The sequence below is a fragment of the Idiomarina sp. 28-8 genome, assembly GCF_000320945.2.
Taxonomy (GTDB): Bacteria; Pseudomonadota; Gammaproteobacteria; order Enterobacterales; family Alteromonadaceae; genus Idiomarina; species Idiomarina loihiensis.
The window spans coordinates 182977-208566 of record NZ_DF266790.1 but is presented as its reverse complement, the minus strand read 5'-3'; the positions used below and the strand labels follow the sequence as shown (position 1 = coordinate 208566).

Sequence of the window (25590 nt, the reverse complement as noted above, 5' to 3'; positions counted from 1 at the left end):
CTCCTAACTGCTCTGCGCCAACTCAGGACTCTTCGCCACGCTGACGTAAAATACCATCAACCAGGCCGTAATCGATTGACTCTTCTGCCGATAAAAAGTGATCGCGATCAGTGTCTCTGGCCACTTTCTCGTAATCCTGACCTGTGTTCTCCGCTAACATACGGTTTAAGCGCTCTTTCAGATCCAAAATTTGTTTCGCATGAATTTCAAAATCTGACGCTTGCCCCTGGAATCCACCCAAAGGCTGGTGAATCATCACTCGGGAGTTAGGCAGACAATAACGCTTACCCTGAGCTCCACCCGCTAACAGGAATGCTCCCATACTGGCGGCCTGGCCCATACACACAGTGCTAACGTCTGGCTTAATGAAGCGCATGGTATCGTAAATAGCCATACCTGCGGTCACTACGCCACCAGGCGAATTAATGTAAAGGTAAATGTCTTTATCAGGATTATCTGATTCTAAAAACAGTAGCTGCGCCACAATAAGATTGGCCATATGGTCTTCAACCTGACCACAGCAAAAAATGACACGCTCTTTTAATAGGCGTGAATAAATGTCGTAAGAGCGCTCCCCTTTTGAAGTCTGCTCGACGACCATAGGGACTAGCTGTGCCATTGGATCCTGAATATCGCTCGACATGTTTTATAAAGCTCCTGAAATAAAAATGGCTCGTATGAGGTCATACGAGCCATTAAACCAAGCTGTAGCGGGACCCGTCAAGGATTCCGTTACACGAGATTACTGCTGCTTCGGATTCATGATGTCATCAAAGCTCGCTTTTTTATCTTTAACCGAGGCTTTTTCCAACACGAATTCGATTGCTTGCTCTTCCAACGCTAAGTTACGAACTTGCTGCATCATATCGTTGTTTGACTTGTAGTATTCCACAACTTCCTGTGGGTCTTCATAAGCAGAAGCTGCGGTTGCAATGATTTCATCTACTTTCTCATCATCAGCTTTAAGCTCGTTACCACGAATCACTTCACCTAATAACAAACCCACTTTAACACGCTCTTTCGCTTGTTCTTCGAACAGCTCAGCCGGTAAGTCAGGCATTTGTTCAACATTACCACCGAAACGTTGAGCAGCCTGCTTACGCAACTGGTCAATTTCCTGGTCGATCATTGATTTAGGCAGTTCAACGTCGTTGTTTTCAACAATACCTTTCAGTACCTGTTCTTTAACTTTTGCTTTCACAGCGTTTTTCAGCTCGCGTTCCATATTTTTGCGAACTTCTTCTTTCAACGCTTCAACGCCGCCTTCTTTCACACCGAACAATGCAACGAACTCATCGTTTAGCTCAGGCAGGTCACGTGCTTCAACTTTCTTAGCGGTTACCACGAATTGTGCTTCTTTACCTTTCAGGTTTTCAGCGTGGTAGTCTTCCGGGAAAGTGACTTCAATCGTCTTTTCTTCGCCCGCTTTAATTCCTTTGATTTGATCTTCAAACCCAGGAATCATACGACCTTCGCCCAGCTCAAGCGCGAAGTCGTCAGCTTTACCGCCTTCAAATTCTTCACCGTCGATAGAACCAACGAAATCCATAGTGACACGGTCACCCTTTTTGGATTTACGCTTAACTTCTTTCCAGTCAGCGTGTTGTTTCTGCAACGTTTCCAGCATGTTGTCGACGTCTTTCTCGGTGACTTCAACAGCAGGCTTTTCAACTTTTACTTTGTCCAGGTTCTGTACTTCTACTTCTGGATACACTTCGAACGTAGCCGTGAACTCAAGATCTTTACCTGGCTCATTGACTTTAGGTTCAATTGCAGGTGCGCCAGCAGGGTTCAATTTTTCCTGCATAACAGCTTCAAAGTACTTACTTTGCATGATACTTGATGCTGCACGTGAACGGGCTTCGCGACCAAACAGCTTTTGTAATACGTTTGGTGGAATTTTTCCTTTGCGGAAACCATTCACACGGCGATGGCGATATTCTTCTTTTAATAAGCGTTTTACTTCGCTATCAATTGTATCTGCCGGGACTGTGACAGTCACACGACGTTCTAAACCTTGAGTTGTCTCTACAGAAACCTGCATTGCTTCATTACCTCGGTTTCAATCAATGAATGTTACTCGCATCAACTTATCATTATAAAAATGAGATACGGCAACGGCGTTGACCTTTAAAAATGACGCAGCATTATAGCGAGGTGACCGCCCGGAGTCGAGCCCCCGAGCGGCAATTTTTAGGCTTCACTTTAACGGAAGGAAAAATAACTAAGATTTGTCTTTAAGCTCAAGGAGTAGATTGTTGATTTCGCCCAGTTTATCCGGTTTTTCCCCGGCCATGTTTTCCTGATCGGCGACTTCAGTTTCCAGCTCATCATAACGCCACTGCGTCAGCACTTCGATTTTCTGCTCGTTTGAAAGCTCAGAATCGTTTGCCACGTCTTGCGGAGAATCAAACGCTTCAGCGGGATTCTTTAAACTTTTCTTAAAGTCCATAACAATAGCTCCAGCCAAGGATTAACAATAAAATCTTTTGATTAAGTATTAAGATAAATGTAGCAGTAGTGACTGAAAAGAAAAAGGGGAATTAGTGTAATGGTCGGCGATGCAGGATTTGAACCTGCGACCCCTTGGACCCAAACCAAGTGCGCTACCAAACTGCGCTAATCGCCGATATACAGGATGTTACTTCAAAAGAAATGGGGTGGATGATGGGACTTGAACCCACGACAACCGGAATCACAATCCGGGGCTCTACCAACTGAGCTACACCCACCACTGAGTGATTTCTTTGGCGCGTTATGGCGCACCCGGCAGGATTCGAACCTGCGACCCACGGCTTAGAAGGCCGTTGCTCTATCCAACTGAGCTACGGGCGCATATCGAACCAGTAAACCGTCAAGAGAATGGTCGGCGATGCAGGATTTGAACCTGCGACCCCTTGGACCCAAACCAAGTGCGCTACCAAACTGCGCTAATCGCCGAATTTCTCCGAAAGCCGTGTCAGACGCAGCTTTTAAAAACGCTATTGCTGGTCGACAACGGTGGCGAATATTACCTGCTGAAGACTGACCCGTCAAACTTTTTTTCGGTTATCGGTACCGACTGGCTACTTTTGCAACAACCTGATGACTAAACCAACAACCGGTGACATTCAAGGCAGAAAAAAGTTACAATGAGGCTTATATATCACCTTGAATTCTCTCATCTTTGGGAACGTCATTATGCCAGCTCAAATTATCGATGGTAAAACCATCGCTGCCACTGTTCGCCAGGCGGTTAAACAGCAAGTAAAAGAACGCATTGATTCCGGCTTACGGGCACCGGGGCTAGCTGTTGTCCTGGTCGGAAGCGACGCCGCTTCAGAAGTTTATGTGGGCAACAAGCGCCGTGCCTGTGAAGACGTTGGTTTTCGCTCGTTTGATTACGACTTGCCAATAACCACAACACAGCAAGAACTTGAGAAGCTCATTGAAGAGCTGAACGATGACGACGCCGTAGATGGTATTTTAGTTCAGCTTCCGTTGCCTGCGGGTCTGGATGCCACGCCGATTTTAGAACGAATTCGCCCGGATAAAGATGTCGACGGTTTCCACCCTTTCAATATCGGACGCTTGTCACAACGCATCCCTGCTTTGCGCCCCTGTACCCCCAAAGGCATTATGACACTGTTAGAACACACACAAGTCGACTTACATGGGTTAAACGCAGTGGTTGTCGGCGCATCGAATATTGTTGGTCGTCCAATGAGCCTGGAGTTATTACTGGCCGGAGCAACAACCACCGTGTGCCATCGCTTTACCAAAGACTTATCCGATCATGTAAAGCGTGCCGATATCGTCGTTGTTGCAGTAGGCAAGGCGGAGTTCATTCCCGGAGAATGGATTAAGCCTGGCGCCATTGTTATAGATGTAGGAATGAATCGCCTGCCCGATGGTCGGTTAACCGGTGACGTAGAGTTCTCTGTCGCTGCCGAAAGAGCTGGCTGGATCACTCCAGTTCCCGGTGGCGTTGGTCCCATGACAGTTGCCTCGTTAATTGAGAACACATTACAGGCCTGTGTCGATTATCACGACGTTCGTTAAGTTTTATTGCTGTCGGTAGCCGCTTAACATGACATGTTGAGCGGTATTCGATAACCCCCACAACGGTTCATCGAATAAAGTACTGCGGCCTGCACAGTAAGTCGCGGCTTTTGAATCTGAGAGTAAACTCTGTGTTGCTGCCAGAAAATCAGCAGCAATTGGAATTTCCAATGGCAAGCACCAATAAGTTTCAATGACCAGAACGCGTGCCTGATGCCATTCCTCCGAAGCATTATCGCCAGCCCGGGCATGATAATGGTCGACCGAAATTTCCAATACATCTTTTTGCAATTCGTTATCCCAACGCCAGTCGGAAAACTGGCGAAAGTCATCAGTACTGGGCGAAAGAACCTTTAATTCTCCAAACCGCGAGAAATGCATTCGCTGTTTAGCTATCGCCTCAGCTGCGGCGGTTATTTTGTTATCTATGTCCAGTTGTGGTTTTAAACCGGCCATTCCTGACGCCAGCGTGTTCACCATGGCGTTATTGTTGCCATGATTAAGACTTCCCGCTCTTACTGCATACTGATTCGCTACCGTGAGTGTTTGCTGCGCCCACCAAATAAAGAGCGCCTGAACAAAAGTAAAAACGCAGGCGACAATAACAGGCCAGACGACCAGCAGCTCAACACTCGCCTGCCCGGATTGTTTTTTCAGTATTTTAACGGGGTTCAGAAAAGAAAAACCCGCTGCCGGAAAAGCAGCGGGAAGTGTTATGCTCAAGCGAGACAATAACATGAGGACCTCCGTGTCCGGTGTGCCGTGTCCTTCAATAGACACGGCACTATGTTAGTTCAGCTTTTATCTTTTAACTATTGGCAAAATGAGTGTTTGTTCGTAAGTTTTTAGCTACTTTTCCTCAACTTTCCATTTACCGTTACGGTAGAACGCCTTCCACCCTGTTTGTTTCTTCTTAATTTCAGTTACAACGTACTGTTCTTTATTCTTTCTTGAAAAACGAACAATAGCATCATTACCGTCATCATCTTCCTTGGGTGCTTCTGCCAGGTACTTAAATTTTTCCGGTAAACGATCTTTAAACTGAGCCAGCTCTTTTACCGTTACCGCGCGTGTTTCTCTGGATTTAGGGAAGGTATTGGCCGACAGGAAAATACCGGAGGCACCGTCTCTTAGCACAAAGTAAGCATCCGACTCTTCACAAGGCAATTCCGGTAACGGCACAGGGTCTTCTTTCGGTGGCGCAGCTTCCCCGCTGCGCAGTAATTTCCGAGTGTTTTTGCACTCACTGTTGGTACAACCAAAATATTTACCAAAACGTCCCGTTTTTAACTGCATTTCAGAACCACACTTATCGCATTCAATGGTGGGTCCGTCATAACCCTTAATGCGGAAAGTCCCCTCTTCAACCAGTTGGCCGTCACATGTTGGGTTGTTACCGCAAACATGAAGCTTACGCTTTTCATCAATAAGGTAACTGTCCATTGCGGTGCCACATTTAGGACAACGCTTTTTGGCCCGAAGCGCTTCAGTTTCACGCTCTTCTTCGTCAGTCACCTCTATAGCTTCTTCGCCCGGTGTCAGGTTAAGCGTTTTGGTACAACGCTCTTTGGGCGGCAGGTTATAGCCAGAACAGCCAAGGAATACTCCCGTGGAAGCTGTTCTTATTCCCATTTTGCGACCACATTCAGGGCAGTCGATATCGGTAAGAACCATGCTGTTCTCGCGCATACCGCCTTCGGTCGGTTCCAGTTCTGCTTTTTCCAGACGCTCTTTAAAGTCGGCATAAAACTTATCCAGAGTCTCTTTCCAGTTCCGCTTTCCGGCAGCAATATCATCCAGAGCCTGTTCCATTTCCGCCGTAAAGTTATAGTTCATTAGCTCAGTGAAGTTCTCAACCAACCGGTCATTGACAATTTCACCCATTTTCTCAGCAAAGAACCGACGGCTCTCAACCCGAACATAACCGCGATCCTGAATGGTAGAAATAATGGAAGCATAAGTTGATGGACGACCAATACCCCGCTTTTCCAGTTCTTTAACTAAAGAGGCCTCGCCATAACGCGCCGGTGGCTTAGTAAAATGTTGTTCCGGGTTCAGTTTCTCCAGCTGTAATGCATCGCCTTTTTTCACGTCAGGCAAGGTCGCATCACCGTCTTTTTTACTACTGGCCGGAGGCATCACCTTAGTCCAACCGGCAAACCGCATAACGCGTCCGCGAGCTTTCAATTCAAAATCGCCGGCGGTTGCCGTCAAGGTGGTACTGTCGTACCGAGCCGGTACCATTTGACAGGCTACAAACTGACGCCAGATAAGTTCATACAAACGCTGGGCGTCTCTCTCCACAGAAGATAAAGATTCAGATTTAACCTTCACATCTGACGGACGTATCGCTTCGTGCGCTTCCTGCGCATTACTTTTTGCACCATAGCGAACAGGAGCATCCGGTAAATAATTTTTACCAAAGTCCTTGGTAATTAATTCACGACAGGCATCAACAGCCTCAGAACTTAAATTGGTTGAATCGGTACGCATGTACGTAATGTGACCCGCTTCATACAGACGCTGGGCCATCATCATGGTTTTCTTAACACCAAAACCTAACCGGGTACTGGCAGCTTGCTGCAGAGTCGAAGTAATAAAAGGTGCGCTGGGTTTGCTCGACGTTGGCTTGTCTTCACGCCCGGTAATTTCATAGCCGGCTTTTTTCAGTAGCGCTAAGGCTGCGTCCGTTTCCTGTTTATTGGACGGCCGGAAGTTCTTACCGGCCTGCTTCATCACCTGCATGCGCAGAGACTCGTCTACTGGCGTATTCAGGTCTGCATGGACGTCCCAGTACTCTTCCGGCACAAAGGCTTTAATTTCGCGCTCACGTTCAACCACAAGCCTTACAGCAACAGATTGAACACGTCCTGCTGACAACCCTCGGGCGATTTTCTTCCACAACAGGGGCGACACCATAAAACCGACGACCCGATCCAGAAAACGTCGGGTCTGCTGCGCATTAACCCGGTCGGTGTTCAGCTCTGCCGGATGCTCGAAGGCCTCCTGAATGGCTTTTTTCGTTATTTCGTTAAACACCACGCGTTTATAACGCGAGTCATCACCACCAATAAGTTCCCGCAAGTGCCAGGCTATCGCCTCTCCCTCGCGGTCCAAATCCGTTGCCAGAATAATTTCATCTGACTTTTTGGCTAACTGTTTTAGCTCTTTAACGACTTTTTCTTTTCCCTGCAGAACCTCGTAATGCGCTTCCCAGTCATTTTCCGGGTCAACCCCCATACGAGCAATCAGTCGCTTATAATCACGTTCTTTCTGGTATTTTGCCTTAGCATCCGGCGACATTTTGCGTACTTCCGCAGCCGGCTTACTCTTTATTGTCTCAGTGGCACGGGTAGGCAGATCACGGACATGACCAACACTGGACTTAACGACAAAGTCCTTACCTAAATACTTATTAATCGTTTTGGCTTTTGCCGGAGACTCGACAATGACGAGCGATTTTGCCATAGAATAATCGTTCTCTTGTTGTAGATGACCGTGTATATACGTGCTAACAGTAACAATTACAAGTGCAATTGCTCTTTAGCGGCCTTTTTTAGGTATATCGGTTATCGCTTGCAGAAACAACCGCAACTCGGTTATTTGATAAAAATTCGCACAAGTTAAATAAACAGTCACAATTAGATTCGAACGCCAAAGTCCAGAAAAATAAAGGCTTTCAAGGCAGTTTTAAAACAGTATAATGGAAATTAAGTTTCTATTTTCAGGTGCACGACACGTGCAGGGAGTATCGAAAAGTGAGCATGCAACACTTCGAAGTCAACTACGACGGTTTGGTTGGCCCAACCCATAATTACGCTGGACTGTCATTCGGCAACGTTGCCTCTTTAGCTAATGCAAAAGCAACTTCCAGCCCCAAACATGCTACCCTGCAAGGCCTGAAAAAAATGAAAGCCTTGCACGATATGGGAATGAAGCAAGGCGTGTTAGCCCCACAGGAACGTCCGGATATTTTTGCATTACGTCGCCTGGGCTTCAACGGCACCGATTCCGAGGTGTTGTACCGTGCAGCAACCGAAGCGCCCGCAATATTTCAGGCCGTTTGCTCCGCTTCCAGTATGTGGACAGCCAATGCCGCGACAGTTTCGCCCAGTGCAGACACCGCCAACGGGAAAGTACACTTTACCCCGGCGAATCTGACCAATAAGTTTCACCGTTCCTTAGAGCCACAAACCAGTGGTCGTATTCTACAGGCAATGTTCAATAATGGTCGTTATTTTGAGCATCACACCCACTTGCCGGACAATGAACACTTTGGTGACGAAGGTGCCGCGAACCACACCCGTCTGTGCCGTGAATATGGTCATGCCGGAATTGAGCTCTTTGTTTTTGGCCGTTACGCCTTCGACAGTTCCAAGCCAGCGCCTAAGCGCTTTCCGGCAAGACAGACTCTGGAAGCCTCTCAGGCAATAGCCCGGTTGCATGGTCTAAGTGAAGACAACACCGTTTACATTCAGCAGAACCCCGATGTTATTGATCAGGGCGTATTCCATAATGATGTTATTGCGGTCGGTAATCAAAATGTGCTTTTTTATCACGAGCAGGCTTTTACCGATACAGAGTCGAAATTAGCTGAAATTCAACGTAAATTCGGCGAACATCCGCTACATTTCATTAAAGTAGCTACAGAACAAGTGAGCATTCAGGACGCAGTAAATACCTATTTATTCAATACTCAGTTAATTACACCGCCCGACGGCCAAATGACCATTATCGCGCCTACAGAGTGCCAGGAAAATGATAATGTCCGTTCCTATCTTGAGCAGTTGACGCAAAGCGCTGACAGCCCAATTAAGCGGGTTGAGTACTTCGATGTGAAACAGAGTATGCGCAACGGCGGCGGCCCCGCCTGCCTGCGTTTGCGTGTTGCTTTAAACGATGAAGAAATAGCCGGTGCAAACCAGAATTGCCTAATGTCTGAAGGGCTATTTAATCGCTTAAATCAGTGGGTAGAGAAGCATTACCGTGATGAGTTAGCGGTAGATGATTTACGTGACCCTGCGTTATTGGAAGAATCGCGCACGGCACTTGATGAATTAACACAAATTATGAAGCTGGGTTCGGTGTACCCATTCCAACAAGACTGAGCGCCAGGCGCTCAGTCTTTCATTTCAGAATGAATTAATCGTTGTCGTTGTGAAGTTCGAGGTTGGCGTCTTCTGAACCGTCACGATCGGACCTTGCAACGTCATTACGTGCCGCATGCAAACGATCCAGATACTCCTGACTCACATCACCCGTTACGTATTCACCACTGAATACCGACGTCTCGAAGCGCTTAATTGAGCGATTCTCTGCTCCTACGGCATCAATCAAGTCGTCAAGATCCTGGTAAATGAGCCCATCAGCTTTAATCATGTCACGAATTTCTATAGCTTCACGTCCGTGACCAATTAACTCGTTAGCACTTGGCATATCAATGCCGTAAACGTTCGGGAAGCGAATTTCCGGAGCCGCTGATGCAAAATACACTTTCTTCGCACCGGCTTCACGAGCCATTTCAATTATCTGCTCTGAAGTTGTTCCTCGTACAATTGAGTCATCAACCAGCAGAACGTTCTTACCACGGAATTCCGCGCTAATAGCATTTAACTTGCGGCGTACTGATTTACGGCGCTGAGTCTGCCCAGGCATTATAAAGGTGCGGCCAATATAGCGGTTTTTCACAAAGCCCTGACGATAAGGTAAGTCTAGCACGCTGGCTATCTCTAAAGCGATATCACAGCTGGTTTCGGGAATTGGAATAACAACGTCGATATCAAGATCGGCATAGTCACGTTTCAGCTTTTCGCCCAGCTTACGTCCCATATTAACCCTTGATGCATACACCGAAATACCATCGATAAATGAATCGGGACGAGCAAAGTAAACGTACTCGAAAATACACGGGCAATGCATAGGTTTATCTGCGCACTGACGCGAATACAATTTGCCATCGTTAGTGATATAAATGGCTTCGCCGGGCTCGACATCACGCACATATTTAAAGCCGGTGCCATCAATGGCAACGCTTTCAGAGGCAACAATATACTCTTCGCCGTCTTCGGTATCGCGCTTGCCCAGTGCTAACGGACGAATGCCCCATGGGTCACGAAAAGCTACCATGCCATGACCCAGGATCATTGCTACCACGGCATAAGCACCGCGTACCTGACGATGTACAGCGGTCATAGTGCGAAAAACATCTTCTTCGCTCAGCGTTAAGCTCTCATTTTTATCCAGCTCATTGGCAAAAACGTTCAGCAAAATTTCCGAGTCTGAAGTGGTATTAATATGGCGACGAGCCGTTTGAAACAAATGCTCCTGAACGTCTGCAGCATTGGTTAAGTTACCGTTATGCGCCATGGCAATACCAAAAGGCGAATTAACATAGAATGGCTGAGCTTCTGCTGAGCTCGAACTTCCGGCCGTAGGATAACGCACATGACCAATACCGACGTTACCTGACAACCGGTGCATGTGACGCGTATGGAACACATCCCGTACCAGTCCGTTGGCTTTTCTCAAACGCAAAGTACAGTGTTCATCAACTGTCATAATACCAGCGGCGTCCTGGCCACGATGTTGAAGCATGGTTAACCCATCGTAAAGCGCTTGGTTAACAGGTTGCTTACCAACAATACCAACAATACCACACATGTCTTTTCACCTTTTTATACAGGTTGAGGGACTAAAAAACTGGAGCTGTTTTCCAGATAACTGAAAAACCACTGAATAAATACACCGAAATGGGGAATTAACACGGACTCCTTCCACCAGTCACTGGAAGATAACGTAGTAAAGGAGTCAATAAAGAATAATAACGCACTGACAATTAGCACTCCGCGTAAGGCGCCAAACACCAGACCAAGTACCCGGTCGGTTCCGGACAAGCCGGTGTGATGAACTAATTGAGAAAGAATATAGTTGATAATAGCGCCCAGAATAAGTGTCGCTACGAATAGTGCGGCAATAGCGGCAGCGTTTCTGACCAGCGGGTCACCAATTTGGGTAAAGTATACCGCAAGATCCTCGTAGAACTGACTAGCGATGAAAAAAGCTGCTATCCAGATGGCCAGAGATACGGCTTCTTTAACGAATCCTCTTACCAGGCTGATAAGCGTAGAAAGGCCAATAACAATGATAATGGCGTAGTCAATCCAGAGCATAGTGACTCACAATTGCTGAGCTAAAGACGCGGGCGATTTTAACAGAATGCGATTCATAATGTGATTTCTTTTCGCATATATTGCAAAACTTATGGCCGGTAGGTAATGACCTTACCTTCAAGACCGGTTAACTCTTTTAATGGCGTTAATTGCTTTTCAAGTTCTGATTTAGACGTATCCGGACCAACCAATACACGGATTAAAGAGCCGCCTGAGGCTTTTTGTGAGTATGCGGCAAAGCCCTTTGCCTGTAACTGCGAAATTAACCGTTTAACACTGTCTTCCTGACTAAAAGCACCTAACTGAATAACCCAGGCTTTACCATCGGCAGCAAACTCAGTAGGTTCCCGTGGTGGCACCTGAACCTCGTTATCTTCGTTAACGGGAGCGGCCTCGTCTGCTGTCTTTTCAACAGTTGATGACGCTTCTTCAACCGTAACGGGCTCTGCTACTGTTGTATCTGAGAGAGTTTCAGGTTTCTGCAGCTGTTCCTCTACTGCGGGCTTTAATGGAATAGTTTCCATTGGTTCCACAGGTCCTTTCTTTTCGCCATCAAGCACATCAGGAATAATGATCACAGCTAACGCCACAAGTATTAAAGTGCCAACGAGACGATTTTGCAGAGGACTGGACAAACTCAAACTCCTTTTAGGTACGCGTTAATTCTCGCTACAGTGTAAAACGAGCCGAAGCCGAAAACCAGAGCCTTACCATGATTCATTTGCCATTGCTTCGCTGCTTTTACAGCGGCAACAAATGCCTGCTCCACAGATTCAAACTGACAACAGGATTCGGTAGGTAATTTAGCACTGGTCACCAAGTTATCCGCAGTTTCACCACGCGGTTCCGGCAATGAGCCAAGATACCAGGCGGAAGCCTGAGAACTCAGTGCGTTAGCGACACCGGCATGGTCTTTATCGTTTAACATCCCAACCACAGCGAAAACCTTATGTTCAGGATAAAACTTACGTAAATAACGACTGGCATACACTGCAGCCTGCGGGTTATGCGCGACATCCAGCAAGACTTCAATACCATCAACGTTATGAGATTGCATTCGCCCGGCTAAACTCGCCCGGCTAATACCTTCACGAATAGCCGATAAGCTAACTGGTAACGGCAACTGTTCGATAGCCGCAATGGCTGTTGACGCATTGATAAGAGGCAGTTTGGGCAACGGTAAATCATTCAGTTGGGTGTTCTGACTGCGATAACTCCAGCTTTCTTTGTATTCGGTACGATGAAAGTCACGCCCCACTTGATAAAGCTTAGCCCCAATGCGCTCCGCGCTTTCTGCAATACTGGACGTTGGATTTACTTCACCGCAAATTAATGGCTTACCCGCTCTGGCAATACCGGCTTTTTCATAGCCAATGTGCTCACGATTATTTCCGAGAAAAGCAATGTGGTCGATACCGATACTGGTGACCACAGCCACGTCTGCGTCAACACAGTTAACCGCGTCTAACCGCCCACCCAGGCCTACCTCAAGAATAGCGACATCCGGAGACTGGCGACCCATTAACCAAAGCGCGGCTAAAGTACCAAACTCAAAATAAGTTAATGAAGTATTGTTACGAGCCTGCTCAATAGCATGAAATGCTTTAACGTGTTCGGAGTCAGGCAATTCTTGCGCATTAACCCGGACCCGCTCGCGATACTCGGTAATATGCGGTGAGGTATAAACACCAGTAGTGTAGCCCGCCGCCTGCAAAATGGTTTCCAGATAACAAACAGTTGAGCCTTTACCATTGGTTCCGCTAACCGTAATGACTAAAGGTGCTGGCTTTAATACGCCGACATTAGCGGCAACTCTGGCTACACGCTCCAGACCCATATCGATATTTTTCGGATGAAGTTTTTCGAGGTAGGTCAACCACTCCTGCAGTGACGCTGTCGCCGCAGGAGCTGATAAAGATATTTCCGCCATTACTCGTTTACACTTACTTCCGTAGCTTCGGTAGAAGGTAAGTTTTGCATTTTCGCCAACAAACGGGCAACAGTATCGCGCATATCACGACGGTCGGTAATCATGTCGATAGCCCCATGTTCCAGCAAGAACTCAGCGCGTTGAAAACCTTCCGGTAAGGTTTGACGAACCGTTTGCTCGATAACTCGAGGTCCGGCAAAACCGATGAGTGCTTTTGGTTCGGCAATATGAATATCACCCAACATTGCCAGGCTCGCAGAAACACCACCCATGGTCGGGTCTGTTAATATCGAGATGAACGGCAGACCTTCTTCACTCATGCGCGCTAAAGCTGCAGAAGTCTTAGCCATTTGCATTAACGACATCAGAGCTTCCTGCATACGAGCACCGCCGGAGGCAGAAAAACAGACCAGCGGAATACGGTGCTTAAGGCAGACTTCGGCAGCCAGGACAAACTTAGCCCCTACTACCGATGCCATGGAGCCGCCCATAAAATTAAAGTCAAAGGCAACCGCGACTATAGGAACGCCTTTTACGGTACCTTTCTCGGCAATTAAAGCGTCGTTCTCGCCCGTGCTTTTTTGTGCGGCAGCAATACGGTCTTTGTATTTTTTGGAATCTTTAAAGCGTAAAACGTCTTTTGGCTCCAAATCTGTGCCTATTTCTTCGCGATTGTCTTTATCCAGAAAAATATCTAAACGGCTGCGCCCGGTGACCCGCATGTGATGATCACACTTAGGGCAAACATTAAGACTGCGTTCTAAATCAGCCTTATAAATAATATTGCCACAGGCCGTGCACTTACTCCACACGCCCTCTGGAACGCCACGTCTTTTGTTAATTTTTGGCTTCGCAAGAATTCTTTCTATCCAGCTCATACTATTCCGCCCAAAGGCTGTTATTAGTCAATTTGATGTAGCTTACATGGTACCACAAATGGGTCAAGCAAAGAGGTCATAACAGTGACTCTTAATCGCCTAGCCACAAAGGTCCCAATGGAGCCTCCGGTATATTATAGTGTTCTGGGTAAGTTACTGCCACCAGGTAAAGTCCGCCGGGTTTCGCTGTAGCTGCGGCCTTGGTGCGGTCTTTTTCTCTTAGCAGTTCGCCAATCCACTCCGGCGGCTGCAAATGCTGGCCAACAACGATCAGGCTGCCGACGATATTGCGCACCATGTGGTGCAAAAAGGCATTCGCAGAAATATCCACGATAATATAATCGCCACGGCGTTCAACTGTTAAATCGGAAACCTTGCGAAACGGCGTATGCGACTGGCAATGAGATGCCCGAAATGCAGTAAAGTCGTGCTCACCAATAAGCGCCTGAGCGCCTTCTTGCATAACCTTTGCATCAAGTGGCTGATGATAATGACTGACCCCGGCCGAATGAATACCCGGACGAAATCTGGTATTAGCAATAATATAACGGTAACGCCGCGACGTTGCACTAAAACGAGCACTGAAATCACTGTCAACTTCCTGCGCCCAACGCACAGCAATACCGGCCGGCAGATTGCTGTTCACGCCTAATGTCCAGGCCACGTCAGCTCTTGGTACAGGAACATCGAAATGCACTATTTGTGCAGTGGCATGAACGCCAGCATCCGTTCTGCCGGCGCAGGTTACCTCAACAGGAGCATTCGCTATTTTACTCAAAGCCTCTTCAACACACTGTTGAACACTGGCTACTTCACGTTGTCGTTGCCATCCATAATAACGACTGCCGTCGTATTCAAGGCATAAGGCCATTCGCATACTACTTTATCCTACGAATCTAGTTTTTGTTGCAGCGTCTTAGCTTCATTTGCCAGCGCTTCATCATCACCTTCTGCTAATTGCTGAAGAATCTCCCGCGCTTCGTCCTCTTCGCCCATTTCAATATAGGCTCTGGCCAGGTCAAGCTGACCCGCCGGATCATCATCTTCTGGAGCACCTTCGGCATCTCCCGATTCGTCATCCGGTAAAACGTCTTTTACTGCCGAGGACTGATAGCGATCGCTGTCTTCGTCTTCCTCATCGGCGTCCGCCATTAAGGAGTCAATATCCACAAATTCATCATCGTCGGTAGCACTAAACGCGTCAGTTTCGGCTTCCTTTTCGGTTTCGTCTTCTTCTGTCGCCAGCTCATCTTCATCGGCAGTGTTATCTGCGTTATCAGTACCGCCAAATAATGATTCTAAGTCTTTGTCAGCTTCATCTTCAGCCTGATCAAGTTCCGCATCGTCGTCGGGAACTTCTTCTTCAAGATCATCCAGATCGTCCAGCGACTGCGTCAGCTCATCCGACTCTTGCAGCAACTGTTCCAGATTATCCTCTTCGGTGTCCTCTTCTACAGGCTGGCTCTCCTCTTTCGAGGTTACCCCGGTTTCTTCAGGTTCAGCAGTCTCTTCTGGTTGAACCTCATCAGCGTCTGGTTCATCTGCTGCTTCGGATCTGTCTGTTTCTATACCTTCCGCTTCCGCACTTTCCGGCTCGTCGGCCTGGCTTTCTGCAAGACCTAATTCCGCGAGAACATCATCAACTTCGCTGTCGTCAAAGTCATCCGGCAACAAATCATCGTTTTCTTCATCAGGTTCGCTTTCACCTTCGTCCGGCTTTTCATCAGCCGCAGGCTCATCGTCGCTGTCAGCTTCTTCAGGGGTTTCTGAAGGCGCGTTGTCGGACAGAATGTCATCGATATCGTCGACATCCGCTACTGCAGACTCTTCTTCTGTTGCTTCGCCTTCTTGCTCAATATCCTCTGAAACAGGTTCATCGGCGTCTGCACTCGATGACTCCGGCGATTCTTCTTCATCATTGACGGAAAGGTCAATGGCCTGTTCGTCATCATCGTCGGCTTCACCAAACAAACGATCCAGTTCATCCTGAGACAGTTCACTAGACTCTTCGTCTTCTTCATCCGGCAACACAGCCTGATCGTCGTCATCTAAATCGTCTTCTACAGCCGGTTCAGTTTCGGCTTCCGGCTTCGGTTCTTCCTTCCTGACATCGTCTTTTCCATCGTCAAGACGAACACTCAAATCAGCGGCTTCCGGTTCGCTCGAATTCCCGGTTAACTCGGCCTCTAGCGCACTTAAGTCGTCACCTTCATCGTCAGCACTTTCTTCGCCGTCAATATCGAATAAGCCGTCCGTACTGTCGTTAGGCACATCACCCAGCAATTCTTTATCGAGTTCAGCCGCGGCTTCTTCTTCGGTGAGCTCTTTGCTGCTTTTCTCTTCCTGCTCCTCGTCTTCGTCCGCTGGTTTCGCTGAGCGGCGTAAAAAGAAGAAAACAACAAGACCAATTATGAGCAGTGCCGGTAATACCGATACAAGCAACATATTCAGAGGGCTTTGTAGCCAGTCGGAAAACCCTGACTCCTCCTCCATTTCTTCCCGAGCCTGCTGTTCAAGCAGCTCTCGCTGTTGAGCTAAAACCTGTTGAAACTGAACTTCCAGTTCATCTGTCTTGCTCGCATTGCTGGCGATCTCATCTAAGCGTGACGCTAACGCATCAATACGCTCCTGCAGAGACTGGTTCTCTCCATACATGCGTTCAACCGCCTGCATAGACTTCTGCATATCAGAGCGAAGCTCCTGAAAGTTTTGTTCCTGACGCTGTTCAACTTCCTGAATGGTTTGTTCAGCTTTTGCGCGGGCTTGTTCAAGTAACTGTTGCTGTTCGGCGCGAGTTTTCTGAGTCTCCTGCTGAGCTCGTGAAAGTTGTTGAGACTTGGTTTTTAACTGACCGTCAACCACTACTTGTCTACGAGCAGCTTCAGGGTTAACCATTTTGATTTCTTGCAAGGAAGGTATACGCAGGTAAAAACCGTCGAGCATGCGGTTCATGTTACCGTCGACGAAAGCATCGTCGTTAGCCTGCACAATAGCAACCATCGTCTGATACTGGGTCACACTGGAGTGTGGCTTATAACGCCGCGCAATGTCCCACAAGGTGTCGTTGCTGCTTATAGGCCCATAGCGCTCCTGGCCGATACGAACATCGGTTGCTTCTGAGCCTTTCTCGCCTTTTATAACGACGCCATCCTGCCAACCTGCTGCAGCGACAGTCATACTGCCGGACAACACCATGGCTGCCAGCGAGAAGTATCTCAGTACCTGCACTATCTTGGTTTTTCTCATCCTTTAGTCTCTGCCCGCGCTTTGCTCTTATCTTTAACGGCGTTCGTTAAAAAAACTTTATGACATACAGCTGCTTAAATTACCAGTAATCACGAATTAAAGTTTCCGCAATTTGTATACTGTTGGTTGCCGCGCCTTTGCGTATGTTGTCCGATACAACCCACAGGTTAAGTCCATTAGGGTGGCTGATATCTTCCCGTACCCGCCCTACAAAGACATCGTCATTGCCAGCAGCATTTCCCACTTGAGTCGGAAATTCCTCGCGCTGTTCCATTAAAGTAACACCCGGAGCCTCACTTAACAGCTGTTTTGCATGCTCAGCGGTAATTGGCTGCCGCGTTTCAATATGAATGGCTTCTGCGTGTCCGAAAAATACAGGAACCCTTACCGCCGTAGGATTAACCCGAATACTGGGGTCATTAAATATCTTTTGGGTTTCCCACACCATTTTCATTTCTTCTTTGGTGTAGTCATTCTCCTGAAAAACGTCTATTTGAGGAATGCAGTTGAAAGCAATTTGTCGACTGAAGTTCGCGACCGTCGGCTGCTTGCCGTTTAAAAGTTCTGCAGTCTGCTTTGCCAGCTCTTCCATCGCCTCTTTACCAGCACCGGATACCGACTGATAGGTGCTGACATTTATGCGCTCAATGCCGACCGCATCATGAATAGGCTTAAGCGCAACCATCATTTGAATAGTAGAGCAATTCGGATTAGCAATAATATTGCGGTTTCTGAAATCGGCTAGCGCCCAGGCATTAACCTCCGGCACGACCAAAGGAATATCCGGTTCATAGCGATATTCAGAGGTGTTATCAATAACCACACAACCTGCTTCAGCAGCTTTGGGGGCGAACTCGCGTGAAATTGAACCACCCGCTGAAAAGAACGCGATATCCGCATTAGACCAGTCGAACTCACCAGCATCTAACACTTCTATTTCTTCGCCGTTGAAGTCCACTGTTGCTCCAGCGGAGCGGGCACTAGCTAACGGAAAAAGTTCTGCCACCGGGAATTTTCGCTCAGCTAAAATTTCTATCATCTGCTGACCTACTAAACCTGTTGCACCTAATACGGCAACGCGAAACCCATGTGACATGCTAAAACTCCTTACTTAGGCAATTGTTGAGCATTAAAGCCCAACTGTAAAAACTGGATGTATTGCTCGCTATTATGGCATGTAACGACCTGATTAATGAACTCTCTACGCGGGCTTTCTTTGCGATAATTGCGTCGTAAGCTATCAAAACCTTCGGTAGTGAGACCCTGTTGCCGGAAAAGTTCATCGTCCAGGAACAAGTCGAAATGTTCTTTTGCCCACAAATTAAGACTTTCCAATGAATTCAACTCATCGGCATCACGTTCATTCCAGGCCGTCCCCGGCAACACATCAGACACAGTCTTATCGGCGGGCTTACCAAAGTGTTCCAGCAATGCATTTGAAATCATTACCGCCCCGCCTACTTTACCTTCCAGGCTGTGTCCGGCAATGTGTGGAGTTGCGATATCAACATAAGACACTAAACCTGACAGGACGTCAGGTTCATTCTCCCATACATCCAGCACCAGCGATGGGCGCTCACCCTGCTCGACTCGCTCCAGTAAGGCCTTGTTATCGATAACAGCACCCCGGCTGGCGTTAATTAATAACTGCTGCGAATGCAGTGACTGCAATGCCGTATTTTCAAACAAATGCTGAGTCGGGAAATCGCCGTCCCGCGTCAGGGGGACATGGCAGGAGATAATATCGGCCGTTAGTACACGCTGCCAATGGTCATGCACAAACTTAACGCCTTTTTTACACAGGGGCGGATCATAATAATGAACATTGAGTCCCAGCGCTTCCAACCTCTTTCCCGCGGCTTTTCCCGTATGCCCGGCGCCAACAATGGCAACATCGATTTCGTCAGCTACATACCGGGGTTGGTCACTTAACCAATTGAGCACCGCACACAAAACATACTCACCAACTGATTGCGCATTCGCCCCCGGCGCGTGAGCAAAGCCAATGCCCCGCTCCTCTAGAGCCCGAAGATTGATGTGCTCAGTGCCAATGGTTGCGGACGCAACAAATTTAAGTTCGGGAGCTTGCTCTAAAAGTGCTTCATCAACTTGAGTCACAGAACGCACGAGTAAAGCGTCAGCTTCTGCCAACAGTTTCTGCGGAGGGATTCGTTCAGAAAAGTAGGAAAGTGTTCCCGCACCCGACAATAAGTCGGAAAGTGCGGGAATATTCTGATCGGCAACGATTTTCACCGAAGTCACCGATCTTGTCGATTATTCAGAGTATTGGCGCATCACTAACGATGCGTTTGTACCACCGAAGCCAAAGCTATTAGACATAACCGTTCGCAGTGGTGCTTCAGTTGTCTGCTGAATAATGTTCATGCCGTCGGCTTTTTCATCCAGCTCTTCAATATTGATTGAAGGTGTAACAAAACCATTTTTAAGCATCAGCAATGAATAGATTGCTTCATGAACACCTGCGGCACCCAAGGCGTGTCCTGTCATGGCTTTTGTCGCGCTAATCATTGGCGTTTTCTCAGGGAAAACTTCACGAATAGCTTCTAACTCTTTAACGTCACCAACTGGTGTACTGGTACCGTGCGTATTCAAATAATCGACCGGAGTATCTACCGTTTCCATTGCCATTTTCATACAACGAACCGCGCCTTCACCCGACGGAGCAACCATATCGTAACCGTCTGAAGTCGCACCATAACCTACAATTTCACCGTAAATTTTGGCGCCACGAGCTTTTGCCGCTTCCAGTTCTTCAATAACCAGAATACCGCCACCACCAGCAGGTACGAAACCGTCACGACCCTGGTCGTAAGTACGTGAAGCTTTTTCAGGCGTATCATTGTACTTGGTACTTAATGCGCCCATAGCGTCAAATTCCATGCCCAGCGTCCAGTGCAGTTCTTCACCGCCGCCGGCAAATACGCGGTCTTGCTTACCGAATTGAATTAATTCCAGCGCATGGCCAATACAGTGCGCAGAGGTTGCGCAAGCAGAACTAATTGAATAGTTAACACCTTTAATTTTAAAAGGTGTTGCCAGGCAAGCTGAAGTCGTTGACGCCATGCAACGAGGTACCATGTATGGGCCAACTTTTTTCACGCCACGTTCACGCAAAATATCAGCTGCTGCAACCTGATGTTCACCAGAAGCGCCACCGGAACCAACAACTAACCCCGTACGCGGGTGAGAGACTTGTTCTTCGGTTAGGCCTGAATCCTCGATAGCCTGCGCCATTGCAATGTAGGCATAAGCAGCCGAATCGCCCATAAAGCGCAGCGCTTTGCGGTCAATATGGTCTTTAGGATCTAACTTAACTTCGCCCCATACCTGACAACGCAAGCCCATTTCAGCAAAAGATTCTGAACGGGTAATACCCGATTTGCCGGTGCGTAATGATTCCAGCACTTCTTCTTGATTGTTCCCGATACTTGATACAATACCAAGTCCGGTGATAACAGCTCTTCTCATTCTATAATCCTGTCTGACATTTCTACGTCGATATCTTACCAACGTCGTGTGTGAATGTGGTCTGCTTTGTCCACTGTTGTTCGTAAAGTTGTTATTATAGCGTTCATCAACCAATAAATCATGGGATAGCCGCTTGAATTCTAGTTCATCTGTTCAGTTTAACGAGCAAGGCGTACCCGTTTCCACTACTTTCGATGATATTTATTTTTCTGTCGAAAGCGGTGTTGACGAAAGTCAGTACGTATTTCTGGCGCAAAACGGATTACCCCGCCGCTGGCTGTCGCTACCGGCTCATTATAGCTTTACCATAGCCGAAACCGGGTTTGGTACAGGTTTGAACTTTCTTCTGACCTGGAAACGTTTTTTAGAGCAGGCACCTGCCAATACACGTCTTCATTTTGTCAGTTTCGAGAAGTTCCCTTTATCGCGTCAGCAACTTGAACAAGCATACCAATTACTGGAACCCTTAAAGGAATTCAGTCAGTTGTTTCTGGAGCATTACCCGGCAACCGATCCCGGCTGTCATCGCATTATCCTATCACAGGGCCGGGTCATTCTGGACCTGTGGATAGGCGACCTCAATGAGCTATTGCCCAAATGGCTTCCACAGGCACAACACCAAATTGACGCCTGGTTTCTCGACGGTTTTGCTCCGGCAAAGAACCCGGAAATGTGGCAGCCCACACTTTTTGATGCCATGAAGCAAACCGCACACAGCGAAACAACCTTTGCTACCTTCACCGCTGCTGGCAGCGTAAGAAGAGCACTACAACAAAGCGGATTCGAAGTTCAAAAAGTAACGGGCTTTGGTCGCAAACGAGAAATGCTTTGTGGTCACTACCATAGCGCCGAAGTTTGTCAGAAATATTACGACAGACGTGACGTTACCATTATTGGTGGCGGCATTAGCGCGGCATGTTCAGCCCTGGCACTGAAGCAAAGAGGCGTTAACGTCAGAGTCGTTAGTGCGGGTACTGCTGATGGCGCATCCGGAAACCCTCAGGGAGCAGTGTATCCTCTGTTACACGCCGAGCATACGCCGCTCAGTCGTTTCTACTGGCAGGCGTTCTCCACAGCCACCAGCTTCTACCGTAGTTTTTGTGCCACCCACTGGTTTCCAGTGGGCGTTATGCAGCCCGCCTTTAACGATAACAGAGCCAAACGTTATCAACGTATAGCCGATGAACTGTATGCGCCGGACACGGTACGCTATTTATCTCAGCCCGAGGCAGAACAAAAAGCCGGGGTGTCGCTGGCAGTTCCGGCGTTGCATTACCCTAAAGCAGGATGGTTAAGACCGGCGGCTGTGGTCAAAAGCCTTTTAGAAACAGCACAAATTGAGCTTATTGAAGGCGAAGCTACGGCTCTTCAGAAAACTGAAAATGGCAGTTGGCAGATATCACTAAAGGACGGAAGTGTGCTGGTCGCTGAGCGTGTCGTCATTGCCACGGGTCATCACATCAATTCGTTATTGCCGGAAAGCGTCGAACCGCTGCCAATCCAACCGGTTCGCGGACAAGTCAGCCTGGTTCAGACAACTCCCTTATTGTCTTCGCTGAAAACGGTTTTATGCTTTAAAGGGTATTTAGTTCCGGAAGATGGCAAGCATCACTGTGTTGGCGCAACCTTTAATCGCGATAGAGAGGATTTAGAACCAACCCCGGAGGATGACGAGGAAAACCTGAAACAACTGGCTGAAAACGCGAGGCAGCCATGGGCTGAGTCTCTGCAATTAACATCTCAAAGAGTCTCGGTACGGGCGACCAGCCCCGATCACCAGCCTGTTACCGGAGCGGTTGCTGAAAACTTATATGTTATTACAGCGCTTGGGTCACGGGGCTTCACTTCCGCCCCTATTCTGGCCGAGGTGATTGCCTGTCAGCTAACCGGAGAGTTAACGCCTTTAACTCAGGATGCTTTACGCCGCATCTCCGTTAGTCGCTTTGAGAGCTAATTTGTCCAGTACATTGTTAATATGAGCCTGGTCGGCCGGAGACAACTCATGCCGCGTTTTGTGAACTGCATCACGCAAAGCAGGCATAATCTTCTCCGGTTGAGTCTCACCAGCCATTTCCAGTTGAGCAACAACTAAATCGAAATGCCCGCGCAAATAACCGCAGGCAAATAGTTCATCATCTGTGCCGGAAACCACCGCATCATCGAATACGGTTTCAAGTTGTTCCACTAATTGATCAAAGTCCGTACGAGTTCCCATCTGCAGTTTCCCGTTGAAAAACAAAGGCGCTCATTCTAACGGTCTTTTTGTTACAATGCATCCGCATCACAGACTCAACCTATGACAGAGGTAGTTATTATGTCCCTGGAAATTGGCTTGTTTTACGGCTCTACCACTTGCTATACCGAAATTGCTGCAGAAAAAATTCAGCAAGCCATTGGCGAGGACATTGTTCAGCTGTTTGATATAAAAAATACCCCGCTAAAAGAAGCTGAGCAATTTGATATTCTTATTTTTGGTATTTCTACCTGGGATTTTGGCGAACTTCAGGAAGACTGGGAAAGCCATTGGGATGACATAAATGACGTGAACCTGCGCGGTAAAGTTGTTGCGCTTTTTGGCATGGGTGATCAGGAAGGTTATACCGACTGGTTCCAGGACGCTCTGGGCATGCTGCATGATGCCATAGCCAACCACGGTTGTAAGCGCATTGGTTTTTGGCCAAATCAGGGCTACGAATTTGCCGCCTCCAAAGCGTTAACCGCAGATAACACTCAGTTCGTCGGTTTATCACTAGATGAAGACTCCCAATATGAGCTATCAGATGAACGTATTGAACAATGGACGACGCAAATTTTAGAAGAAATTGCCGAACAATTAGGATAACAAAAATGCAAAACTTTCTTTCAAAAGCCCTGCTGTTACTCGCCTTGTTTGTGTCGATAACGGCTCAGGCAAAAACCGAAGTTTCCAGCATCGACGAATTCACCTCATCATTCCAGGAGCAGTCCGGGTTCTTCACCTTTTACCACGATAAAACAAACGCTAAATTTTATCTGGAAGTGCCCAGACAAGGACCACAGTTTATTTTTCAAACCAGTCTTCCCTGGGGCTTAGGCTCTAATGATGTCGGGCTGGATCGAGGCCAACTGGGTGAAACTCGGTTAGCATCATTTCATGTTGAAGGAAATAAGGCGTTACTGGTTCAACACAACACCGAGTTTCGTGCACAAACCAGGAATCAGGCTGAACGCAGCAGTGTCGATCAAGCGTTTGCCGACGCCGTACTTTATGGTTTTGACGTTGTTGCGAGCAGCGATGACCGTGTTTTAATAGACTACACCCCTTATTTGTTGAGCGATGTACACGGCGTTAGTAAGCGCTTACAGCAAACTGAACAGGGACAGTTTAAAGCCGATACAAGCCGCTCAGTAATTTACCCTGAACGCAGCAAAGCCTTTGCAGAAAATACGGAGCTGGAAGCAAAAGTCACCTTTGTCGGCGAAGGGAAAGGTCAGTGGGTAAATCAGGTTGCGGCCAACGCCGATGCACTTTCTTTGCACCTGCATCATTCCTTTATAAAGTTACCTGACGCCGGATACCAACCCAGGAAGTTTCATCCAAACAGCGGTTTTTGGGCTCACAGCTTTAAAGACTACGCAGCACCTCTTGGCGAGTCGATGACAGTGCAATATATCCCACGTCACCGGTTGAATAAGAAAGACCCTATTGCCTCACAAAGTGAAGCGCGTGAACCTATTGTTTATTATCTTGACCCAGGTGCACCGGAACCTGTCAAAACGGCACTGCTTGAAGGTGCCCGCTGGTGGGCTCAGGGCTTTGAAGCTTTAGGTTACGAGAACGCTTTTCAGGTAAAAGTTCTGCCCGACGATGCTGACCCTATGGATGTGCGCTACAACGTCATTCAGTGGGTTCACCGTGCAACCCGGGGCTGGTCTTACGGCTCATCGGTAATAGACCCTCGTAACGGCGAAATCATTAAAGGTCATGTCACCCTGGGGTCACTGCGTGTCCGTCAGGATATGAAAATAGCCGAGGGCTTGTTGACGCCTTTTATCGAAGACCCCAGTGAACTTAAAAGCGCGGTTAAAAATATGGCGCTGGCTCGTATTCGCCAATTAAGTGCGCATGAAATTGGTCATACCTTAGGCATTGCTCATAACTTTGCTGCCAGCGCGTCAGACAGAGCTTCTGTTATGGACTACCCGCACCCACTGGTAAACCTGACAACCGATGGCGGTTTAAGCCTAAGCAACGCTTATACAGAAGGCTTAGGAATATGGGATAAACAAGTTCTGGCTTATGGTTATAGCGATTTTGGCGGTATGCCATCGTCTGACGAGCAACTGGCACGTATTCTGGATAAAAATAAAACGCTCAATCTGAGCTTTATTTCAGACAGAGATGCGCGCCCGGCAGGCGGTGCTCACCCTCAGGCGCACTTGTGGGATAACGGCAGCGAACCTGTTACAGAGCTTGAGCGACTGCTTTCTGTGCGTCAGCAAGTACTGGATAATTTCAGCAAAGACATGCTGGACAGCGATCAACCGTTAAGCCAGTTACAATCGACTTTCGTGCCTATTTACTTGCTGCATCGGTACCAGACCGAAGCCGCAGTAAAATGGTTAGGCGGCGTTAACTACCATTACTATATGGCTGATGATTCTACCGACGACTACCAGCCGGTAGGTGCCGCCAGACAACAAGCTGCTCTGAAACAGTTGTTAAAAACCATTCAGGCAGATACTTTGCGTGTCCCTTCACATATTAAACAATGGCTGGTCCCATCAGCTTACGGTGAAAGCTCATCGCGCGAGAACTTCAGTGGTAAAACAGGGCTAATACCCGATACCGTCAGCA

Annotated in this window: 22 protein-coding genes and 4 tRNA genes; 6 read left to right on the top strand and 20 right to left on the bottom strand. The window is 47.8% G+C overall.

Translation table 11 applies throughout. From position 1 onward, the window contains the following. Positions 1-22: 22 nt before the first annotated feature. The 7 genes from clpP to RJ32_RS05730 form a co-directional block, all read right to left on the bottom strand. Positions 23-643, bottom strand: coding sequence for an ATP-dependent Clp endopeptidase proteolytic subunit ClpP (gene clpP / locus RJ32_RS05760; protein WP_011234256.1), 621 nt, complete (start codon positions 641-643; stop codon positions 23-25). A 99-nt stretch (positions 644-742) separates the two neighbouring features. Further along, positions 743-2044: a trigger factor gene (tig, locus tag RJ32_RS05755; protein ID WP_011234257.1), complete on the bottom strand. Its 1302-nt coding sequence runs from the start codon at positions 2042-2044 to the stop codon at positions 743-745. A gap of 180 nt (positions 2045-2224) precedes the next feature. Beyond that, complete coding sequence (locus tag RJ32_RS05750) at positions 2225-2452, bottom strand: hypothetical protein (protein ID WP_034820065.1); 228 nt, start codon at positions 2450-2452, stop codon at positions 2225-2227. Between the two features lie 100 nt (positions 2453-2552). Further along, positions 2553-2629, bottom strand: a tRNA-Pro gene (locus RJ32_RS05745). A gap of 27 nt (positions 2630-2656) precedes the next feature. After that, positions 2657-2732, bottom strand: a tRNA-His gene (locus RJ32_RS05740). A 26-nt stretch (positions 2733-2758) separates the two neighbouring features. Continuing rightward, positions 2759-2835 (bottom strand) — tRNA-Arg (locus tag RJ32_RS05735). A gap of 28 nt (positions 2836-2863) precedes the next feature. Further along, positions 2864-2940 (bottom strand) — tRNA-Pro (locus tag RJ32_RS05730). On the opposite strand from RJ32_RS05730, the gene RJ32_RS14500 reads away from it, so the two are divergent. Together RJ32_RS14500 and folD are read left to right on the top strand one after the other, a co-directional pair. Continuing rightward, complete coding sequence (locus tag RJ32_RS14500) at positions 2913-3092, top strand: hypothetical protein (RefSeq protein ID WP_082815444.1); 180 nt, start codon at positions 2913-2915, stop codon at positions 3090-3092. The two genes, RJ32_RS05730 and RJ32_RS14500, sit on opposite strands and share 28 nt — an antisense overlap. Positions 3093-3180: 88 nt before the next feature. Further along, entirely contained in the window at positions 3181-4041 is an 861-nt protein-coding gene (folD, locus tag RJ32_RS05725; RefSeq protein ID WP_034820064.1) for a bifunctional methylenetetrahydrofolate dehydrogenase/methenyltetrahydrofolate cyclohydrolase FolD, read from the top strand. Between the two features lie 3 nt (positions 4042-4044). On the opposite strand, the gene RJ32_RS05720 is transcribed toward folD, so the two are convergent. Together RJ32_RS05720 and topA are read right to left on the bottom strand one after the other, a co-directional pair. Continuing rightward, positions 4045-4779, bottom strand: coding sequence for a TadE family protein (locus RJ32_RS05720; RefSeq protein WP_034820063.1), 735 nt, complete (start codon positions 4777-4779; stop codon positions 4045-4047). Positions 4780-4890: 111 nt separating this feature from the next. Next, complete coding sequence (topA, locus tag RJ32_RS05715) at positions 4891-7509, bottom strand: type I DNA topoisomerase (RefSeq protein ID WP_034820062.1); 2619 nt, start codon at positions 7507-7509, stop codon at positions 4891-4893. A gap of 296 nt (positions 7510-7805) precedes the next feature. On the opposite strand from topA, the gene astB reads away from it, so the two are divergent. Beyond that, the gene (astB, locus tag RJ32_RS05710) at positions 7806-9149 is read left to right on the top strand and encodes an N-succinylarginine dihydrolase (protein WP_034820061.1); all 1344 of its coding nucleotides are present in this window, start codon (positions 7806-7808) and stop codon (positions 9147-9149) included. A 34-nt stretch (positions 9150-9183) separates the two neighbouring features. Here the strand turns inward: astB and purF are convergent, their stop codons facing one another. The 10 genes from purF to fabB all read right to left on the bottom strand — a co-directional run bounded on the left by purF (position 9184) and on the right by fabB (position 20753). Then, positions 9184-10701 carry an amidophosphoribosyltransferase gene (purF, locus tag RJ32_RS05705; RefSeq protein ID WP_034820059.1) on the bottom strand — a complete coding sequence of 506 codons (1518 nt, stop codon included), beginning with the start codon at positions 10699-10701 and terminating at the stop codon, positions 9184-9186. A 14-nt stretch (positions 10702-10715) separates the two neighbouring features. Further along, the gene (locus RJ32_RS05700; RefSeq protein ID WP_011234264.1) at positions 10716-11210 is read right to left on the bottom strand and encodes a CvpA family protein; all 495 of its coding nucleotides are present in this window, start codon (positions 11208-11210) and stop codon (positions 10716-10718) included. A gap of 89 nt (positions 11211-11299) precedes the next feature. Then, entirely contained in the window at positions 11300-11845 is a 546-nt protein-coding gene (locus RJ32_RS05695; protein WP_034820056.1) for an SPOR domain-containing protein, read from the bottom strand. Between the two features lie 2 nt (positions 11846-11847). Next, the gene (gene folC / locus RJ32_RS05690; RefSeq protein WP_034820053.1) at positions 11848-13140 is read right to left on the bottom strand and encodes a bifunctional tetrahydrofolate synthase/dihydrofolate synthase; all 1293 of its coding nucleotides are present in this window, start codon (positions 13138-13140) and stop codon (positions 11848-11850) included. After that, positions 13140-14018, bottom strand: a complete 879-nt coding sequence (accD, locus tag RJ32_RS05685; RefSeq protein WP_034820050.1) for an acetyl-CoA carboxylase, carboxyltransferase subunit beta — start codon at positions 14016-14018, stop codon at positions 13140-13142. Before accD ends, folC begins: the two co-directional genes overlap by 1 nt. A 91-nt stretch (positions 14019-14109) precedes the next feature. Continuing rightward, positions 14110-14895: a tRNA pseudouridine(38-40) synthase TruA gene (gene truA, locus RJ32_RS05680; RefSeq protein ID WP_034820047.1), complete on the bottom strand. Its 786-nt coding sequence runs from the start codon at positions 14893-14895 to the stop codon at positions 14110-14112. Positions 14896-14906: 11 nt separating this feature from the next. Continuing rightward, on the bottom strand, positions 14907-17264 hold the full coding sequence (locus RJ32_RS05675) for a FimV/HubP family polar landmark protein (protein ID WP_034820044.1): 2358 nt from the start codon (positions 17262-17264) through the stop codon (positions 14907-14909). A 79-nt stretch (positions 17265-17343) separates the two neighbouring features. Beyond that, positions 17344-18360 (bottom strand): aspartate-semialdehyde dehydrogenase, encoded by a 1017-nt coding sequence (locus RJ32_RS05670; RefSeq protein ID WP_034820040.1) that lies wholly within the window; start codon positions 18358-18360, stop codon positions 17344-17346. A gap of 11 nt (positions 18361-18371) precedes the next feature. Beyond that, positions 18372-19517 (bottom strand): 4-phosphoerythronate dehydrogenase, encoded by a 1146-nt coding sequence (locus tag RJ32_RS05665; RefSeq protein ID WP_034820038.1) that lies wholly within the window; start codon positions 19515-19517, stop codon positions 18372-18374. 21 nt (positions 19518-19538) lie between these two features. Further along, positions 19539-20753, bottom strand: coding sequence for a beta-ketoacyl-ACP synthase I (fabB, locus tag RJ32_RS05660; RefSeq protein WP_034820035.1), 1215 nt, complete (start codon positions 20751-20753; stop codon positions 19539-19541). Positions 20754-20886: 133 nt separating this feature from the next. Here fabB and mnmC point away from each other — a divergent pair, with 133 nt between their 5' ends. Beyond that, entirely contained in the window at positions 20887-22707 is a 1821-nt protein-coding gene (mnmC, locus tag RJ32_RS05655) for a bifunctional tRNA (5-methylaminomethyl-2-thiouridine)(34)-methyltransferase MnmD/FAD-dependent 5-carboxymethylaminomethyl-2-thiouridine(34) oxidoreductase MnmC (RefSeq protein ID WP_034820031.1), read from the top strand. On the opposite strand, the gene RJ32_RS05650 is transcribed toward mnmC, so the two are convergent. Next, entirely contained in the window at positions 22672-22968 is a 297-nt protein-coding gene (locus tag RJ32_RS05650) for a YfcL family protein (RefSeq protein ID WP_034820028.1), read from the bottom strand. The two genes, mnmC and RJ32_RS05650, sit on opposite strands and share 36 nt — an antisense overlap. A gap of 105 nt (positions 22969-23073) precedes the next feature. On the opposite strand from RJ32_RS05650, the gene fldB reads away from it, so the two are divergent. Next, on the top strand, positions 23074-23595 hold the full coding sequence (gene fldB / locus RJ32_RS05645; protein ID WP_034820885.1) for a flavodoxin FldB: 522 nt from the start codon (positions 23074-23076) through the stop codon (positions 23593-23595). A 5-nt stretch (positions 23596-23600) separates the two neighbouring features. Continuing rightward, positions 23601-25590: zinc-dependent metalloprotease (locus RJ32_RS05640; protein ID WP_034820024.1), on the top strand; the 1990-nt coding region annotated here is incomplete at its 3' end.